Origin of the sequence: Yersinia sp. 2553 StPb PI, from assembly GCF_052217105.1 — a bacterium.
GTDB lineage: Bacteria > Pseudomonadota > Gammaproteobacteria > Enterobacterales > Enterobacteriaceae > Yersinia > Yersinia enterocolitica_E.
This window is the reverse complement of record NZ_JAZGPX010000002.1, coordinates 2,700,347-2,718,661: the sequence shown is the minus strand read 5'-3', so window position 1 is coordinate 2,718,661 and position 18,315 is coordinate 2,700,347. Positions and strand designations below refer to the sequence as shown.

Here is an 18,315-nt window from a genome sequence, read left to right as displayed (position 1 = left end):
AGCATGCTGGAACAGATGGGGAAAGCCGCCAAACAGGCTTCCTGGCAGTTGGCAATGTTGAGCACGGCAAAGAAAAATCAGGCGCTGGCAGTAATAGCTAACCTGTTGGAATCTGAAAGTCAGGCTATTTTGCATGCCAACGAGCAAGATATGCAGGCTGCACGTGATACGGGCATGAGTGAGGCGCTGCTCGATCGGCTGTTATTGACCCCGGCACGCTTAGCGGCTATTGCTAATGATGTGCGTCAGGTATGCCGCCTGAATGACCCTGTGGGCCGCGTTATTGATGGCAGCCTACTTGACAGTGGCTTAAAGCTGGAACGCCGCCGTGTGCCTCTGGGGGTGATTGGTGTCATTTATGAAGCGCGTCCTAACGTTACGATTGATGTCGCCAGCCTCTGCTTGAAAACCGGCAATGCCGTGATTTTGCGGGGTGGCAAAGAGACTCATCACACTAATCAGGCAACCGTGAAGGTTATCCAGCAGGCACTGGAACAGTGCGGCTTACCCGCGGCGGCAGTGCAGGCGATTGAAAGCCCTGATCGGGAATTGGTAAATCAGTTACTGCGTATGGATCGCTATGTCGATATGTTGATTCCACGGGGTGGGGCTGGTTTACATAAACTGTGCCGTGAGCAATCAACCATTCCGGTGATTACCGGTGGTATTGGGGTTTGTCATACCTTTGTGGATGAAAGTGCTGATTTTGAGAAAGCGTTATTAGTGATTGAAAACGCCAAAGTTCAGCGGCCAAGTGCGTGTAACTCATTGGAAACCTTGCTGGTTCATCAAGCTATTGCAGAGCGCTTCCTGCCTGTACTCAGTACCCGAATGCATGCCTTTGGCGTGACACTGCATGCCAGCCCGCAGGCGCTGCCGTATCTGACCGAAGGTAAGGCCAAGGTAGTGGCTGTTGAAGCTGCTGATTATGACGATGAATGGTTATCTCTGGATTTGAATGTGGAGATTGTGGCTAATATCAATGCTGCTATTGACCATATTCGCGAGCATGGCACCAGCCATTCTGATGCTATTCTGACCCGCTCACTCAGTAGCGCGGAACATTTTGTCCGGGCGGTGGATTCATCGGCAGTTTATGTCAATGCCAGCACCCGTTTCACCGATGGCGGCCAGTTTGGTTTAGGCGCTGAAGTGGCAGTAAGTACGCAAAAACTTCATGCCCGTGGCCCGATGGGGTTGGATGCATTGACAACCTATAAGTGGATTGGCTATGGCGACGATTTAGTGCGTAGCTAATTACCAGATAGAACATATACAGTAAAACGACATCTGGCTGCTGCTGTCGTTTTATTTTTTTCTCTGGTTAATCTCCCTGTGAAGTATCAGCCTTTAAGTGTGAAATAGATCATTATTCGATGTAACGCGTTTATGGCTATTCATCAATTTACCTACCCAAAAATAGACAACCAAACACTTGTTGGGTTGCTTCTGCGTGTATTGTTATCCTCTTGATTATCTATCTTTATTTTTAGTGGAATATCCTTCCTGTCAGAATATTACTATTTAAAACTTATTTTCCTATCGGAAGAACTTGAGTTACCTCACAGAAAATGTGCTGTAACTGCTTGAAAACACGCTTACGATCGTTCTCTCAACTTTGAAATAGAGTAATAAAATACGCTTTACTCTATTTAGTCAAAATAATAAAACAAGCACATGTTTAAAAACAAACAAGTGTTCATTATGACCAGCCGAGAAAAACAAATATTGCAGCTTCTGAGACGATATCCATTGATCCCCCAGCAAGAAATTGCCGATATTCTAGGCATTAGTCGCTCGGGGGTGGCGGGTCACATTATGAATCTAATGCAAAAAGGTTATATCAAAGGAAAGGGATATATATTATCTGAGCACAGTTATGTGGTGGTGGTTGGCTCGGTAAATATGGATGTTTGTGGTTATGCAGCCAGTAAGCTCATTTATGAAGATTCCAACCCAGGGAAAATAAAATGCACCCCAGGCGGTGTTGGGCGAAATATTGCTGAAAATATTGCGCTATTAGGCAAAGAGTGCCATCTCATCTCGGTGGTGGGAGATGATTTTTATGGTGCGACCCTGATTGATGAGGCTAAACGCGCCGGTGTCAATGTCAGTAATTGCCACAGTTTGCACGGTGAAAATACCTCTACTTATGTTTCGTTACTCGATGATGGTGGCGAAATGTTGGTGGCGATTAATGATATGCGCATATTAGAAAAACTAACGCCGTCATTATTAGCAACCACCAAAGAGATAATTCAACACGCGGGAATATTAGTCGTCGACTGTAATTTAACCGAAGAAGCCCTCTCATGGATATTTACCAATGCCGGTAATGTTCCTGTATTCGTCGATACGGTTTCAGCATTCAAAGCACCCAGAATTAAAAACTGGTTATCCCATATTCACACGCTGAAACCTAATCGTCTGGAAGCAGAGATACTCAGTGGCATGAAAATTAACAGCCACGATGATATTCCGGTGGTGGCGCACTGGTTTCACCAACAAGGCGTCCAGCGCCTGGCATTAAGTATGGGAAAAGAGGGGGTTTATTTCAGTGAAATTGATGGACAGGTTGGCTGGTCATTGCCACTGAATATCAACATTGTGAATGTTACCGGGGCCGGAGACGCGATGATGTCTGGTTTAGCAAGTTGCTGGCTGGATGACATGGAATTTGCTGAGAGTATCCGTTTTGCTCAAGGGTGCTCAGCATTAACGCTCTCTTCGGAACTGACTAATAACCCCAATCTGTCAAATGGCAGTGTTAAAAAACTATTGGAATTACAACCATGACAAATAACGCAATGGCACAATCTTATTTAGATATATCACCAGAGGTTGCACAGGCTTTGGCGCAAAATAAAGCCGTCGTCGCATTAGAATCTACCATTATTTCTCATGGGATGCCTTACCCACAAAATGTAGAAACAGCGTTACTGGTAGAGCAGAAAATTCGTGAGAATGGCGCTGTGCCTGCCACTATTGCCGTTATAAACGGCCGGATGAAAGCGGGCCTATCCCGTGACGAAATAGAATTGCTGGGCAAGGAAGGCCATAGCATTATGAAAGTCAGCCGTCGTGATTTGCCTTTTGTGATAGCAAATGGACAACATGGTGCTACAACAGTGGCTTCCACCATGATTATTGCACAAATGGCGAAGATTAAGGTTTTTGCGACCGGCGGTATTGGTGGTGTACACCGTGGTGCGGCCACCACATTTGATATTTCCGCCGATTTACAGGAGTTGGCGAAAACTAATGTGACGGTGGTTTGCGCCGGCGCTAAATCTATTTTGGACTTAGGTCTAACCATGGAATATCTGGAAACTAATGGGGTGCCGGTTATTGGTTATCAGACTCGGTCACTGCCCGCTTTTTTCTGTCGGACCAGCCCGTTTGAGGTCAGTATTACCTTAGACAGTGCTGAGCAAATTGCGGCAGCAATGAATGCCAAATGGAGTATCGGCCTGCGTGGAGGAATGGTTGTTGCCAACCCCATCCCACCACAATATGCTTTACCCGAAGAGATGATCAATGCTGCCATTGATCAGGCAGTAAAAGAATCAGAAGAGCAGGGGGTTATTGGTAAAGAAAGTACGCCATTCCTGTTGGCCAGAGTAGCTGAATTAACCGGTGGTGACAGTTTAAACGCTAACATACAGTTGGTATTTAATAATGCGCAGTTAGCTGCCAAAATTGCCTGCTCCTATCAGAGCATTATTTAATAAAGAACGGTAACACGCTTTAAATATTGTCCTTATTACAAAATACTTGCTCATATCTTTGAGGTGCCCTGACACATTTGTTGTCCGAGGGGCACCTTTTCGAGCATGAGCTATCTATATAGGAACTTCGAGGTACTTCGGGGGGGTTATGGATTTATTGCGTAGTTTGGCGGGGATATGCATTTTATTGTTTATCGCCTATGTTTTTTCAGTAAATAAAAGAAAGATAAGATTACGGACCGTCGGGGCTGCATTATTATTGCAAATAACATTGGGTGCAGTCATGCTCTATGTTCCTGCTGGAAAGTGGTTTATCTCTTCGATTGCTAATACAGTGAATAGAGTTATTTCATATAGTGACGCAGGTAGCGCATTTATTTTTGGTGGTTTAGTTAGCCCAAAAATGAATGAGTTATTTGATGGCGCCGGTTTTGTTTTTGCTTTTCATGTCCTGCCGGCCATTATTTTCATCACTTCATTAATTTCTATTCTTTACTATCTCGGCATTATGGGATGGCTAATTAATATTCTCGGTTCTATATTTCAAAAGTTACTCGGTATCAGTAAAGTAGAGTCATTTGCCGCTGTCACCACTATCTTCCTTGGTCAGAATGAGATCCCAGCGGTAGTTAAACCCTTTATTAATAAGATGAACAGCAATGAACTGTTTACCGTCATCTGTAGCGGTATGGCGTCCATTGCAGGTTCTATGTTGGTGGGCTATGCCGGGCTTGGGGTCCCGATTGAATATTTATTGGCTGCTTCGTTAATGGCTATCCCTGGCGGGATATTATTTGCGCGTATTATCAGCCCGGCGACAGAAGAGTCAAAAGTTGAATTCAACGAGATGACATTCAGTGACAAACGCCCTGCCAGTATTATTGAAGCGGCAGCCAGTGGCGCGATGCTGGGATTGAAAATTGCGGTCGGGGTTGCCACCGTCGTGATGGCATTTGTTGCATTGATTGCGTTAATTAACGGCATTATTGGCGGAATTGGCGGCATCTTTGGTTTCGAACAGCTCAGTCTGGAAAGTATCCTTGGCTATGTGTTCTCGCCTCTGGCTTATATTATGGGCGTATCTTGGGAACATGCTTCACTGGCGGGTGGTTTTATCGGCCAGAAATTAGCCATTAATGAGTTCGTAGCCTATTTGAGTTTCTCTCCTTATCTGAAAGAAACCATAGCGACATTAGATGTAAAAACGATTGCAGTTATCTCTTTTGCGTTGTGTGGTTTTGCCAACTTTGGCTCAATTGCTGTCGTGGTGGGCGCTTTCAGTGCTGTTGCACCCGAAAGATCATCTGAAATTGCGCGCTTAGGATTCCGTGCACTACTGGCGGCAACATTATCTAATCTGATGAGTGCCACAATCGCCGGGCTATTTATTGGTTTGGGGAGTTTATTACCGGGCTAGGCTTATTGATATTTCTTCTGGTGCATTAATCTACTGATAAAAAGGATTAATGCACTAATCAACCCTTTAATCTAGCGGATGGCGCTTGAGATAGTAACTGACTTTATAATCAACCGGATTAAAGGTTATCACCGAAAAATCTACCACGACTCCGTCAGTTCCATTGGATACGGCGAGTAATTGCAGCAGCAGGGTACGTGGATCGCAATGGAGTTGCAGGGCAAACTCCTGACTGGCGACAATAGGTAAAAATGTCTGCCGGCAACCTTCAATCTGATAATTAGCATGTTTTTCAATAAAGTCATATTTAGATGATTCAAGATGATGGTAAGTTAAATCCGGCATCAGAGAGACTGGCAGATAACTCTCTTCTATCTGAATAATCTGTTTGTCAGCATAACGTAATCGTTTGATATAATATATTTTATCGTCTTGATTGATGTTTAACTGACTGGCAATGTCTTGCGATGCCCTAATAATTTTGAACTCAGAAACTTCAGTATGTGGTGTCTTGCCGAGCATTTTCATCTGTTCGGTGAAACTGTTCAGATGATTATTATCATGTTTAAGATCTTTCCCGATAATAAATGTCCCTCGCCCTTGTTGCCGTTCCAGTAAACCATCTTGAATTAAGACATCCAGTGCTTTTCTGACTGTCATTCGTGATGCACCAAAACGCTCTGCTAACTGAATTTCTGATGGTAAGCAATCACCCAGCGAAATATCCTGATGATTTATTAATTTTCGAATATTTGTTACCAGATTTTTATATACCATTTTTATACCTATTCAGAGGGCGGCTTGTATCATGAATATTTTTGTAATTCATTGATAATTAATTATTAAAATTTCATTGGTATAAAAAATGACTCAAATGTCTAATTTGAGCGTTAATAATGTACAAGTCAGACTGATGATTTAATGCTGCCTGGATCACAAATTTTTATCAATTGCCACGTTCTCTCTCTAGTGCTCTCCGTTTAAGATTAGTTGTAAAGGATATTGGTCTGGTTCAGTCCAACAGCGTATTCAAAGCCTATGCGGGTTTCTTATATCTTGAAATCCTGGGGTGGAAATTAAACTTTCGGTTTTTTTATAAAAATAATTAAAGTAATTCAAGCATCTGCCGATAACCATACTGATACTTATATGCTCATTAAAATAATCTGGGTAGCCAGAGCAATAAATTAAAGATGGGGAATGGCAGGTGAGCGAAACGTCTAAAGAAAATTTTGTCAAAACGAATAAATTAGCGATCTGTGCAATTCTTCGAGATTTAAAGAAGAACGATACCGCAGTGATGGTTATGCATGCGCGCGGACAATTTATCAGCCGTATTCTGGATGTGGTACCTGAGACGAATCAGTTTATTTTTGATTTTGGTAGTGTAGAACACGAGAACCGTCTGGCCCTTGCTGCTAATCAATTGACTATTATTGCAGAACCTACGGGCGCAAAAATTGAATTTACTTGTAATTCACTGAAAGAAATAAAATATTTATCACTACCTGCCTTTAGCTCGGCTATTCCTGAGCAGCTTTATTTTATCCAACGGCGGGAATATTTTCGTGTAAACATTCCTCAATGGCCCCCTTATTATTGTTCTGGGAAATTTACTGATGGCAGTAATTTCTCGTACACATTAGGGGATATTTCCCTGGGGGGCATGGGTCTGTATGCAGTGAAAGGCAGTGAGTTCCCCCTTCAGGAATGCGGTATATTACGAGATGCCTCAGTGGATTTATGTGGTTTTGGTGTTTTTAAGCTGGACCTGCAGTTTATCCGGGCCATTGATAAACAGGTAGTGAATAACAAAGGTGAAACCCTCACAGTACAACGCTTGAGTTTTAAATTTCCTCGTCTGAGTCCAATCCAAGAAAAAGGGCTGCAACGCGCCATTTTTGAGTTAGAGAAACAGCAAACTGCCAAGGCACGAAAATTTCAAGACAGCATCTAGTTTCTGAAAGTATGGGGTGATTACCAACAGTCTGTGTAATAGTGGCAAGGCGGCAGGTATTTAAATTACAGTACCTGCTGTTAATGTAACCTTTTGATTTATTTCTCTCATTTTATGCCCTGATCCTTAATTTCTCCTTTGGGCTATAGTTAATACTATTCAGCTTTTTTGCTGTCGTACGTTTATTGCGTATCGTCAGCCTTTACTCGCCCCTTTTTTATGACTGGATACTTTGGTGTATCCGTCTTTTGCTTTCCACCTTCACTCGGCATTTTTGACAGCATTCTGCCTGTAAGGCGTTTTCTGCTCAATATCACGCGGCTCGCACGGCTCAGGAAGCTCACCTGAGCAATCCGTTTGGATACGCCTTTTAACGGCTATTCCCGACTTTTCATTATGCAGATTGCCATCAGACTGTATGAGCACCCGACCAGAAAGGTACCTATGAAATTATTTCTAAAGGCTATTCTTGGATCACCCACCGCAGCGACTCCCCCTTGGCATGATACTGCACCTGTAAGGGATGAGCTATTCAGTGTGGAGCGATTGGAACAGCATGCTGAGAGCCTTGCCAAAGCGCAGTCGATAACTACCCACCCACCACGGGTATCTACTCTGCATGCCCGCCTGAATGATAATGCCAATACGCTGCTGGCAGCATATCGGGCCAGTGCCGCAGAACTGGAAAAGGGCCGCGCAGTAGTCCCTGCGGCTGAGTGGCTGTTGGATAATTATCATCTGGTTGAAGAGCAGATCCGCGAGATCCGTGATGATTTGCCGCCGGGTTATTACCGTCAATTGCCGAAGCTGGCCGACGGCCCCTTCGCTGGCTATCCACGGGTATTTGGCATTACCTGGGCTTTTGTGGCGCACACTGACAGCCATCTGGACCCGGATGTATTATGCCGTTTTATTATGGCGTATCAGCGTGTTCAACCGCTGACTATTGGTGAACTCTGGGCGGTGGCGATTACGCTGCGTATTGTGCTGATAGAGAATTTACGCCGTCTGGCTGATCAGATAACTCAAGGTCGTAAAGATCGGGCAGATGCTGAGGCGCTGGCGAATCGCTTATTGGACGCCGGCGATAGCCGATTGGCTCTGGAGTCTGATATTACGGTGCGATCCAGTGAGCCTTTATCTGAGCAATTTGCATCTCAATTGGCAAAGCGGTTACGTGATCAAGACCCACGCACCACGCCAGCATTGGGCTGGCTGGAAGATCGCCTTCAATTACAAGGGCTATCGATTAGTGAAGTTGTACAACGAGCTCAACTACGGCAGGGGTCATCTAACGTTTCGGTCCGAAATGTTATTACCAGTATGCGGTTGATCTCGGATATTGACTGGGCTGATCTGTTTGAGAGTGTAAGCCTGGTCGATGAATGCTTACGCCAGGGCAGCACCTTCGCCAGTATGGATTTTCAAACCCGCAATTTGTACCGCAGTGCCATCGAACAATTATGCCGAGGTTCCACCTTCACTGAACTGGAAATTGCCGCTCTTGCCCTGCAAGTCGCACAGACTTCAGCCGAGGCCGCAGAACCAGAGAATGTCGAACGCTGCCGTGACCCAGGCTATCACTTGATTGGGGCGGGAAGGCGTGAATTAGAGAATCAACTCAGATTCAGTCCTTCAATACGTTTGTGGTTTAGCCGCTTGAGCGTCAGCTTTGGTGTTGGCGGTTTTATGGCGGCCATTTTCCTGGTCACTGCCGGATTAATGGCATTGGTGCTGTGGGCGCTCTCTTTCCCCGGACTGGCGACGGGCTGGCTGGTATTATTTACCTTAATCGCATTTATCCCTGCGACAGATGTGGCAACTGCCCTGGTAAACCGCGTTATCACCTGGAGCTTTGGTGCCACGATTTTACCGGGATTGGAGCTAACCAGTGGCGTACCGGATGGATTGCGTACCTTGGTGGTGGTGCCCACGTTGCTCACCAGTAAAAGCGATTTATTGGAGCAAATCGAGCAGCTAGAAGTCCATCATTTATCGGGGGCTACAGGTTCTCTTACCTTTGCTCTGTTGTTGGATGGGGTTGATGCAGACCAGCAAGTCATACCGAGTGATGGTCCACTACTGCTATTAGCCGATGAGGCTATTGCACGGCTTAATCAACGATATGGCCCCGGTCCTGCCGGGCCGCGCTTTCTGCTGTTGTACCGTCAGCGAAGGTTTAATGAAAGTGAAAACCGTTGGATGGGCTGGGAGCGTAAACGGGGCAAGTTGCATGAACTTAACCGCCTGTTACGGGGGGCGACGGACACCTCATTTATTGCCACCGCCGCCGGTGAACCACAGGTGCCAACCGATGTGCGTTATGTCATTACGCTGGATGCCGATACCCGACTGCCGCGCGATGCTGCCCTGCGCTTGATTGGCAAAATGGCGCATCCGCTGAACCAACCACGCTTTAGTGCAGACCAGCAGCGGGTCATCGATGGTTATGGCATCCTTCAGCCGCGTGTGACGCTGGCATTGCCGATGGGCAAAGGTGGATCGTTATACCAACGGGTATTTTCTGGTCCTGGGGGGATGGACCCTTACGCTGCCGCAGTTTCAGATGTTTATCAGGATATGTTTGGCGAAGGCTCTTATACCGGCAAAGGTATTTATGATGTTGATGCGTTTGAAGCCTCGCTGGCCGGCAGGGTGCCAGAAAATGCCTTACTCAGCCATGATCTGTTTGAGGGGATTTTTGCCCGTGCCGGATTGGCTTCGGATATTGAAGTGGTGGAAGAGTCACCCGCCCGCTATGACGTAATTACCAAGCGTCAGCATCGCTGGACGCGGGGTGACTGGCAATTATTGCGTTGGGTGGTCAGGAACGACAAAGACAGCAAAAATGTTCCATTGCTGGGCCGTTGGAAAATGGTGGATAACTTGCGCCGCTCACTGGTTGCTCCCTTTGCGCTAATGTTGCTGGGTTGCAGTTGGATGCTACCCATGCCTGCTGCGTGGGTTGGGGTGCTGGTAGTCATCTTGCTGATCGCGTTCCCCTCTTTTCTACCCATTTTGTTCTCATTATGGCCGGCTCAGAATACTCGGCTGAGTAACCATTTACGTTCTTTACTCGATGATACTAAACGAGCAGGCAGTCAGACGTTGTTGTCATTGATTTTCCTGGCTGACCACGCCTGGCAGATGGTTGATGCTATTGGCCGCACGCTAATTCGCCTATTTATTACCCATCGTAATTTACTGGAGTGGACCACCGCCGCACAATCTGCCGGTAAACCCCACCCCGGTGTCGCCGGTTTTTATCGCCATATGGCGGGTGGAACGCTATTAGGTTTGCTGATGGCCGCCATTGCATTGATGGTTTCGCCCTTGGCCTGGCCACTGATTTTACCCTTTGCCATTATATGGTTTTTCGCTCCGGCCATCGCGTTGTGGGTCAGTCGTTCCCATCAGGTAGCACAACATAAACCGATAACGGCGGAAGATATCCCCGAGTTGCGTCTGACCGCCCGGCGCACTTGGCGCTTCTTTGAAACCTTTGTTACGCCTGATGAAAACATGCTGCCGCCTGATAACTTTCAGGAAGATCCAAAACCTGTGGTGGCACACCGCACTTCACCGACCAATATGGGATTGTATTTACTCTCGACTGTGGCTGCTCGCGATTTTGGTTGGGCGGGTACCTATCGCACCTTGATGCGGCTGGAAGCAACCTTTGAAACCTTTCATAAACTGGCGCGTTTCCGCGGGCATTTCTTTAACTGGTATGGCACGCAGGATCTACGGGCGCTGGAACCGGCTTATGTTTCTTCGGTCGACAGTGGCAACCTAGCCGGGCATTTGATTGTGCTGGCCAATACCTGTGAAGAGTGGGCGGCAGAACCGCTGGCGACTAACGGCGCTAAGGGGTTGATGGATAACCTGTTGTTGGCCGAGATATCCTTTAACGCGTTACCCGCGGGTGATGCTGATTTTAAACGTAAGCTGTGGGCAGTTTTAGAACAAATCCGTATGGATTTAAAGGGAGTCGGTGACACTGAAATGTTACCGCTGTCGTTAAAACCGTTATTGGTCAAAGCCTCAGCGATGGTGCATGGTGTCGCACGCTCTATTGATGATAATGCATTTATTGATTTGAGTTATTGGATTGAAGTACTGATTTTGGCGGCCGCTGAACATGAATATGACCAGCAACTCACGCAGGAGATGCAGGAGCAAGTTAATGATCGGTTGTTGAAATTGGCTGCTGAATCCCGCCATATGGCGCTGGCGATGGATTTTGCTTTCCTGCTTGATCCCGAGCGTAAATTATTATCCATCGGTTATTCGTTGGTGGATAACAGCCTTGATCCGAGTTGCTACGACTTACTGGCCTCAGAGGCTCGCCTTGCCAGTCTATTTGCTATCGCCAAAGGCGATGTACCGACCCGTCATTGGTTCCGTCTGGGGCGAGCGGCGACCCCGATTGGTAAAGGGGCTGCGCTGATTTCATGGTCTGGCTCGATGTTCGAATACCTGATGCCCTCACTGGTGATGCGCGCGCCGGCGGGCAGCTTGCTGGAACAAACGAATCAACTGGTGGTTGAACGGCAACAGGCTTATGGCCGCAGCTTGAATATCCCGTGGGGCATTTCTGAGTCGGCGTACAGTGCACGTGATATCGAGTTTACTTATCAATATTCTAACTTTGGTGTCCCTGGGTTGGGGTTAAAACGTGGTTTATCAGAAAATACCGTAATCGCGCCTTATGCTACCGGGCTGGCAGCTATGATTGATCCACACGGTGCGCTGCAAAACTATGAAAAACTGGCGGAGATGGGTGCGTTAGGCCGCTATGGTTACTATGAAGCACTGGATTTCACCCGCTCGCGCTTGCCGGAACATCAGCAGGTGGTAATTGTACGCAACTATATGGCGCACCATCAGGGAATGACCATTGTTGCTATTGCCAATACCTTACAGCAAGGACGGATGCGCAACCGTTTTCACCATGAGCCAATGATTCAGGCTTGCGAATTACTGTTGCAGGAGCGGATGCCTCGCAATGTGGCGATTGCTTATCCTCGGACCGAGGAGGTGTTGCTTTCAGCGGTGGCAGACAGTGCATTACCAACCATTCGCCGCTTGTCCTCACCGGTTATTGGAGCACCCGTGACTCACCTGTTATCCAATGGCCGTTATGCTGTGATGCTGACCAGCGCGGGGGCTGGCTACAGCCGATGGCTGGATGTCGCGGTCACTCGCTGGCGGGAAGATACTACTTGTGATGATTACGGCTCCTTTATTTTCCTGCGTGATTTGCGCAGTGGCCGCAGTTGGTCTGCCGGGGCGCAACTGGCCGCCAGTGATAATTCCCATCGTGAGGTGATTTTCAGTGAGGATCATGCCGAATTTATCTGCCGCGACGGTACGCTGACCAGCACCATGGATGTGCTTATCTCCAGTGAAGATGATGGTGAAGTACGGCGGATCTCGTTACTTAACACGGGTCGCCGTGCGCGGGAGATTGAACTGACCTCTTATGCTGAAGTGGTACTCACTGCGGCCGCAGCAGACAGTGCGCATCCGGCATTCGCCAAAATGTTTGTGGTTACTGAATATCTGGCGGAATTGGGTGCATTAATTGCGACGCGGCGGCCCAGAACAGCACAAGAACCGCAAGTCTGGGCGGCGCATTTCTTGGTTGCTGATGGCCTGCCGATGAGTGAGCTGCAATATGAATCGGATCGGGCCAAGTTTATTGGTCGCGGTAACCGGGTTATTAGCTCGGCTGCCATGCAAGTGGGAGTGGCACTGTCAAATACCGTGGGTACAGTGCTGGATCCGATATTCTCACTGCGCCAGAGCTTGCTGGTACCGGCGGGCAAGACGGTTACGGTTTCCTTCTGGACACTGATTGCTTCATCGAAAGAAGCTTTGCTGGATATGGTGGATAAACACCGGGACCGCAGTGCGTATGATCGTGCTAAAACATTGGCTTGGACCCAGGCTCAGGTGCAGTTACGCCATTTGGAGATTAAAGCTGAGGAGGCGGCAGATTTTCAGCAACTGGCCGCGCCTATTTTGTATGCCGATGCCCGCTTCCGTTCGCCATCGACAACTATCATACGTGGTGCAGGGGCCCAATCAGCATTATGGACTCAATCCATATCGGGTGATTTGCCGATAGTTCTGCTGCGTATTGATGATATCGAAGACATTGATCAGGTGCGGCAATTACTGCGCGCACATGAATACTGGCGCATGAAACGTTTGGCGGTTGATCTGGTTATCATCAATGAACGGGCGTCTTCTTATGTACAAGATTTGCAAATCGCTATAGAAACTGCAGTGCGCAGTAGCCAGTCACGGCCACACTTGGGTGATCAGCTACGACAAGGTTCGGCCTATGCCTTGCGTGCTGATCTGATGAGTGCAGAGACTCGATCGCTACTCCGTTCGGTTGCTCGGGTGGTGTTATCAGCCCGTTATGGCACATTGGGTAATCAACTCAACCATCTGTTATTCACTCTGGACAAGAAAATTGTTCCTTCAGATAAAAAGCTGTTCGCATCGGATAAAAAGTTATTCACATCAGATAAGCGCCTGTTAGCACAGGATAAAAAGTTATTAACAGCAGATAAGAAAGTCAGTTTCTCACTGGTCAAACCGGTTAACTTGCCGACGGCAACCTTATTACCCTTACCTGAAAATCTGGAGTTCTTTAATGGTCTGGGAGGGTTTGGCTTGCAAGGGCAGGAATATATAACTTGCCTGAATGATGGGGAAAATACCCCCGCGCCCTGGGTGAATGTGATTTCCAATCAGACCTTCGGTTTTCAGGTTTCGGCTACCGGTAGTGGCTATACCTGGGCTGAAAATAGCCGAGAAAACCAGATAACGCCGTGGCTCAATGATCCCGTTATCGATTCGTCTGGCGAATGCCTGTATCTGCGCGATGAAGACTCTGGGCTGCTCTGGAGTCCTACGGCACAGCCGATCCGCGATGGTGGCACCTATATCGCTCGCCACGGTCATGGCTATAGTCGGTTTGAGCATCAGGCTAATGGTATTGGCATGACGCTGCTGCAATTTGTGCCGCTGGCGGATCCTATCAAGATATCCCGTCTGACATTGCGCAATATGTCGGATAAACCACGGCGTATCTCGGTGACCGCCTATGCCGAATGGGTACTGGCGACTTCTCGCGGGGCGACCGGGCCATTTATTATTACCGAAATGGATGAACCAACCGGTGCCATGTTGGCGCGAAATCCCTGGAGCACCGCCTTCCCCGGCAGAGTTTCCTTCGCTGACTTAAATGGACAGCAAACTAGCTGGACCGCCGATCGTAGCGAGTTCCTCGGACATTATCGAGACAGCTCTGCACCGTTAGCCCTATCGGCAATAATACCGCTTTCCGGTACGACCGGTGCCGGGTTTGATCCCTGTAGTGCGCTGCAACAAACGATTGAACTGGCGGTGGGTGAACAGGTCGAGGTGGTGTGGTTTATCGGCCAGTGTGCTTCAGTGAGTGAGGCACAAGCTTTAATTACCCGTTACCGTACGGCAAATCTGGATGCGGTGTTGAGTGACGTCACCGATTACTGGCGTACCTTGCTGAAGGCTATCCAAGTGAAAACGCCGGATCGGCAGATGGATATCATGCTCAACGGCTGGCTGCTTTATCAAACGCTGGCATGCCGTGTTTGGGCAAGGTCGGCATTTTATCAGGCCAGTGGCGCTTATGGTTTCCGCGATCAATTACAAGACGGCATGGCGCTAACCTTTGTTCAACCGGATACGACGCGACATCACCTATTGCGCGCCGCCGGGCGACAATTTATCGAAGGTGATGTACAGCACTGGTGGTTGCCTCACTCCGGGCAGGGGGTGCGAACTCGCATCTCTGATGACCGGGTTTGGCTCTCTTTTGCCACCGCCACGTATATTCTTGCAAGCGGTGATAGCGGTGTGCTGGATGAAACAGTACCGTACCTCGAAGGGCCGATATTGCACCCAGGCGAACACGATGCTTTCTTCCAGCCACTGGTGGCACAGGAAAGCGCCTCACTGTTTGAACATTGTGCCAAAGGGTTGGATCAATGCATTGAATTGACCGGAGAGCTTGGTTTACCGCTGATGGGGACCGGTGACTGGAATGATGGCATGAATCGAGTCGGTGAAGGGGGAAAAGGGGAGAGTGTTTGGTTGGGTTGGTTGCTGGTGGCAACGCTGAAAATGCTCATTCCGTTAGCGAGCGAGCGTGACCCTCGACGGGCCAGGCAGTGGCAGGAACATCTCAGTGGTTTAATCGAGGCATTAGAGCGGGAAGCATGGGATGGCGACTGGTATCGCCGTGCAACCTTTGATAATGGCAGTTGGCTGGGATCTAAAGCGTGCAACGAGTGCCGTATTGACTCTATTGCCCAGTCGTGGGCGGTGCTATCGGGGGCCGCCGACCCACTACGAGCCGTACAAGCAATGGCTTCACTGGAACAACATCTTATTCGTCCCGATGATGGGATGGCACTGCTATTCACTCCGCCTTTTGACAAAACGCCAGATGATCCTGGTTATATCAAAGGCTATCCGCCTGGTTTACGGGAAAACGGGGGGCAATATAGCCATGCTGCCATGTGGGTGATTTTAGCCTTTGCTGAATTAGGTGAGGGGGATAAGGCCCGCAACCTGTTTGCATTGCTCAATCCGATAAATCATGGCAATACCCCTGCGGGGATTGCGCGTTACAAAGTCGAACCCTATGTGGTCGCAGCCGATGTCTATTCAGTCGCACCTCATGTTGGGCGCGGTGGCTGGACGTGGTATACCGGTTCTGCGGGCTGGATGCAGCGCGCGGGTATGGAAGGTATTCTGGGGATCCGGCGTGAAGGCGGGGAACTGGTGATTAATCCTTGCATACCCGCCAGTTGGCCGGGATTTGAGGCGACGGTTAATCTGGCTAACACGCGCTATGTTATTCGTGTTGAAAGTCCGGCCCAGCGCTGTCAGGGGATTAGTTCGGCGACATTGAATGGTTTGGCACTCGCCTATCAATCCGACGGGGTACGAGTTGCTCTGGATGGTGGCGAATACGAACTGATTATTATTTTATAACCAATATCGATTCAGTCGGGGTAGTCAATTAGCACTATCTTGACTGAACAAAATAAAAACTGAAAAATATGTTGAATTATCATGCAACTGCCCCAATATTATACACTTGTCACTAAGGAGGTTGCGCATGGGAATTAGCGAAGAAGAGAGTATCCGCCGTCTGACTGATGAGAAAAGCTCTATTGGTCATTCGGCTAAATGGGTGGCAATCATTTCTGCCATCTATTTCATTATAATGCTGTTTTATCAGCATGAGTTAGGTGTGTTAACACTGGCGGGCGGGATTTTTGTTGTATCGTTTTCCATTTGGATGAAGAAACGCCAAAAAGTGAAATCTTACAAAAACCAACTGCAACAGATGGGCGACGATAAAGCAGTTTAACGCAGGCCACCATCTGATGAACCGTTAGTCCGATGTTCCGGCTTTTATTTTTCGTTTGCAGTGATGCAAGCGCTATCTGCTTATTGTCTTTCGCCTTGTAGTCGCCTGTTTATCCCTATGGTTTTCTTGCCAGTGATTTGGACATATTAAATCCTGTTACTACAAATGCCATTTGCTCATACAATCTTTTCGCTTGTGGATTATCCGCAGCGACCCGCAGTTTTATCTCAAATATGCCCTGAGCGACCAGTATATTTTCTAATTCCTGTAAACACGCAGAACCATAGCCTTTACGCTGATGTTGCGGCAGAACATAGAAATCTTTAATAAAAGCTGCGCTATCATTGTTAGCCTGGCCGTACCATAAATAGCCCACCAGTGCATTATTATCGCTCTCGCCATCCTTATTTTCGATGCAATACAGACGGTCACCGGGAGTATTAACACCCTCTGGTAAGTAACCATCAAAAATTTGCGTTGCATGATCCAATGCTTGCTCGATGCTATAACCACTATTGGATGATAAATCTTGCGCATACTCACTAATAAAGAGATTCCGATAGTCGTTTAGCTCTTCGGTATGCATTGCTCTGAGTGTGACCATAATATTCCCTTGGTATTTGAAGTGCTAAGGGGGTTAGCGGCGCTCTCACCCCTGAATAAGCTTATGGAGATGCGTTTACTTGCGGTCTGCCTACAACTCCAATAGCTTTGTGTATATAGTAGATTTAGTTTGAGATAAACATAGTAACGTTTTGTAGGAAATAGGATACATAAATTAAATCAGAAGGTTAAACCATAAAAGGGGATGTAATGACCATGCAGAATAGCCATAAAGATGCCGTTGAGCGGCAATTTGGCGATCAAGCCAATGCTTATCTGACCAGTGCGGTTCACGCTCAAGGTAAAGATTTACAGCATCTGGCTACACTATTGCAATCTGATGGCGATGCCCGTTTACTTGACCTTGGATGTGGTGCCGGACATGCCAGTTTTACCGCTGCGGCAGTGGTGAAATCTGTAGTTTCTTATGATCTTTCAGCGCAAATGTTGCAAGTGGTCAGTCAGGCGGCAACAGATAAAGAACTGACTAATATTGAAGTACAGCAAGGATTAGCAGAGTCATTGCCGTTTAATGATCAGAGTTTTGATATTGTTATCAGCCGTTATTCTGCCCATCATTGGCATGATGTCGGCCAAGCGTTACGAGAAGTTAAACGTGTATTACGCCCCGGCGGAAAGATAATCTTTATGGATGTAGTTTCCCCCGGTCATCCGGTGCTGGATATTTATTTACAGACCGTGGAGGTGTTACGTGATACCTCACATGTGCGAAATTACTCTCCCGGCGAATGGCTGGCACTAGTGACCGATGCCGGGTTAGTGATAAATGAAGTCACCTCCGATAGACTCTATTTGGAGTTCAGTAGTTGGATTGCCAGAATGCGTACTCCACAGCATTTTGCTATCGCGATCCGTGAGTTACAAAAATCAGCATCTGATGGTGTAATCAAGCATTATGAGATCCAAACTGATGGTTCATTTACCAGTGATATTATGATGATTGTAGCAAAGCGTGACTGATACCCGTCACCTTTCAAGCCGCCTGCATCTTGCAATATATAGGGTCTACCAGCAGGCGGCGGTGTTAATGCATCGACGATTTCCCATAAATATTTGTGATTTATTTTTCTAATGACACAAATTAATTTATTTTCTCCTTATTACTCTCACAATGATTGAGCTTCTTTACATTGCATTACGTCACCTT

General features: G+C 47.5%; 10 protein-coding genes. 8 read left to right on the top strand and 2 right to left on the bottom strand.

All coding sequences use genetic code 11. From position 1 onward, the window contains the following. Window positions 1-3: 3 nt before the first annotated feature. The 4 genes from proA (at window position 4) to V2A84_RS14040 (ending at window position 5,145) form a co-directional block, all read left to right on the top strand. Window positions 4-1,257: a glutamate-5-semialdehyde dehydrogenase gene (proA, locus tag V2A84_RS14055; RefSeq protein WP_193784836.1), complete on the top strand. Its 1,254-nt coding sequence runs from the start codon at window positions 4-6 to the stop codon at window positions 1,255-1,257. Window positions 1,258-1,677: 420 nt separating this feature from the next. Beyond that, window positions 1,678-2,796: a PfkB family carbohydrate kinase gene (locus V2A84_RS14050; protein ID WP_442848922.1), complete on the top strand. Its 1,119-nt coding sequence runs from the start codon at window positions 1,678-1,680 to the stop codon at window positions 2,794-2,796. After that, window positions 2,793-3,728: a pseudouridine-5'-phosphate glycosidase gene (locus tag V2A84_RS14045; protein ID WP_083160113.1), complete on the top strand. Its 936-nt coding sequence runs from the start codon at window positions 2,793-2,795 to the stop codon at window positions 3,726-3,728. The genes V2A84_RS14050 and V2A84_RS14045 overlap by 4 nt, the downstream gene beginning before the upstream one ends. A 148-nt stretch (window positions 3,729-3,876) precedes the next feature. Beyond that, on the top strand, window positions 3,877-5,145 hold the full coding sequence (locus tag V2A84_RS14040) for a NupC/NupG family nucleoside CNT transporter (protein WP_083160111.1): 1,269 nt from the start codon (window positions 3,877-3,879) through the stop codon (window positions 5,143-5,145). 66 nt (window positions 5,146-5,211) lie between these two features. Here the strand turns inward: V2A84_RS14040 and V2A84_RS14035 are convergent, their stop codons facing one another. Then, window positions 5,212-5,922, bottom strand: a complete 711-nt coding sequence (locus tag V2A84_RS14035; RefSeq protein ID WP_083160109.1) for a GntR family transcriptional regulator — start codon at window positions 5,920-5,922, stop codon at window positions 5,212-5,214. A 430-nt stretch (window positions 5,923-6,352) separates the two neighbouring features. Here V2A84_RS14035 and V2A84_RS14030 point away from each other — a divergent pair, with 430 nt between their 5' ends. From V2A84_RS14030 to V2A84_RS14020, 3 genes are all read left to right on the top strand, one after another. Continuing rightward, window positions 6,353-7,102 (top strand): flagellar brake protein, encoded by a 750-nt coding sequence (locus V2A84_RS14030; RefSeq protein WP_083160107.1) that lies wholly within the window; start codon window positions 6,353-6,355, stop codon window positions 7,100-7,102. A 444-nt stretch (window positions 7,103-7,546) separates the two neighbouring features. Beyond that, window positions 7,547-16,162: a GH36-type glycosyl hydrolase domain-containing protein gene (locus V2A84_RS14025; RefSeq protein WP_442848921.1), complete on the top strand. Its 8,616-nt coding sequence runs from the start codon at window positions 7,547-7,549 to the stop codon at window positions 16,160-16,162. A 127-nt stretch (window positions 16,163-16,289) separates the two neighbouring features. Then, a complete protein-coding gene (locus V2A84_RS14020; RefSeq protein WP_083160103.1) occupies window positions 16,290-16,544 on the top strand; it encodes a hypothetical protein in 255 nt (84 codons plus the stop codon). Between the two features lie 115 nt (window positions 16,545-16,659). Here V2A84_RS14020 and V2A84_RS14015 read toward each other — a convergent pair whose 3' ends face one another. Next, the gene (locus tag V2A84_RS14015; protein WP_083160102.1) at window positions 16,660-17,148 is read right to left on the bottom strand and encodes a GNAT family N-acetyltransferase; all 489 of its coding nucleotides are present in this window, start codon (window positions 17,146-17,148) and stop codon (window positions 16,660-16,662) included. Window positions 17,149-17,357: 209 nt separating this feature from the next. On the opposite strand from V2A84_RS14015, the gene V2A84_RS14010 reads away from it, so the two are divergent. Continuing rightward, entirely contained in the window at window positions 17,358-18,128 is a 771-nt protein-coding gene (locus V2A84_RS14010; protein WP_083160101.1) for a class I SAM-dependent methyltransferase, read from the top strand. The last annotated feature ends 187 nt before the right edge of the window (window positions 18,129-18,315 follow it).

What these genes read in the sequence shown, in the direction of transcription:
- proA (WP_193784836.1), top strand. Translation starts at nt 4, where the DNA reads ATGCTGGAACAGATGGGGAAAGCCGCCAAACAGGCTTCCTGGCAGTTG.
- V2A84_RS14050 (WP_442848922.1), top strand. Translation starts at nt 1,678, where the DNA reads ATGTTTAAAAACAAACAAGTGTTCATTATGACCAGCCGAGAAAAACAA.
- V2A84_RS14045 (WP_083160113.1), top strand. Translation starts at nt 2,793, where the DNA reads ATGACAAATAACGCAATGGCACAATCTTATTTAGATATATCACCAGAG.
- V2A84_RS14040 (WP_083160111.1), top strand. Translation starts at nt 3,877, where the DNA reads ATGGATTTATTGCGTAGTTTGGCGGGGATATGCATTTTATTGTTTATC.
- V2A84_RS14035 (WP_083160109.1), bottom strand. Translation starts at nt 5,922, where the DNA reads ATGGTATATAAAAATCTGGTAACAAATATTCGAAAATTAATAAATCAT.
- V2A84_RS14025 (WP_442848921.1), top strand. Translation starts at nt 7,547, where the DNA reads ATGAAATTATTTCTAAAGGCTATTCTTGGATCACCCACCGCAGCGACT.
- V2A84_RS14020 (WP_083160103.1), top strand. Translation starts at nt 16,290, where the DNA reads ATGGGAATTAGCGAAGAAGAGAGTATCCGCCGTCTGACTGATGAGAAA.
- V2A84_RS14015 (WP_083160102.1), bottom strand. Translation starts at nt 17,148, where the DNA reads ATGGTCACACTCAGAGCAATGCATACCGAAGAGCTAAACGACTATCGG.
- V2A84_RS14010 (WP_083160101.1), top strand. Translation starts at nt 17,358, where the DNA reads ATGACCATGCAGAATAGCCATAAAGATGCCGTTGAGCGGCAATTTGGC.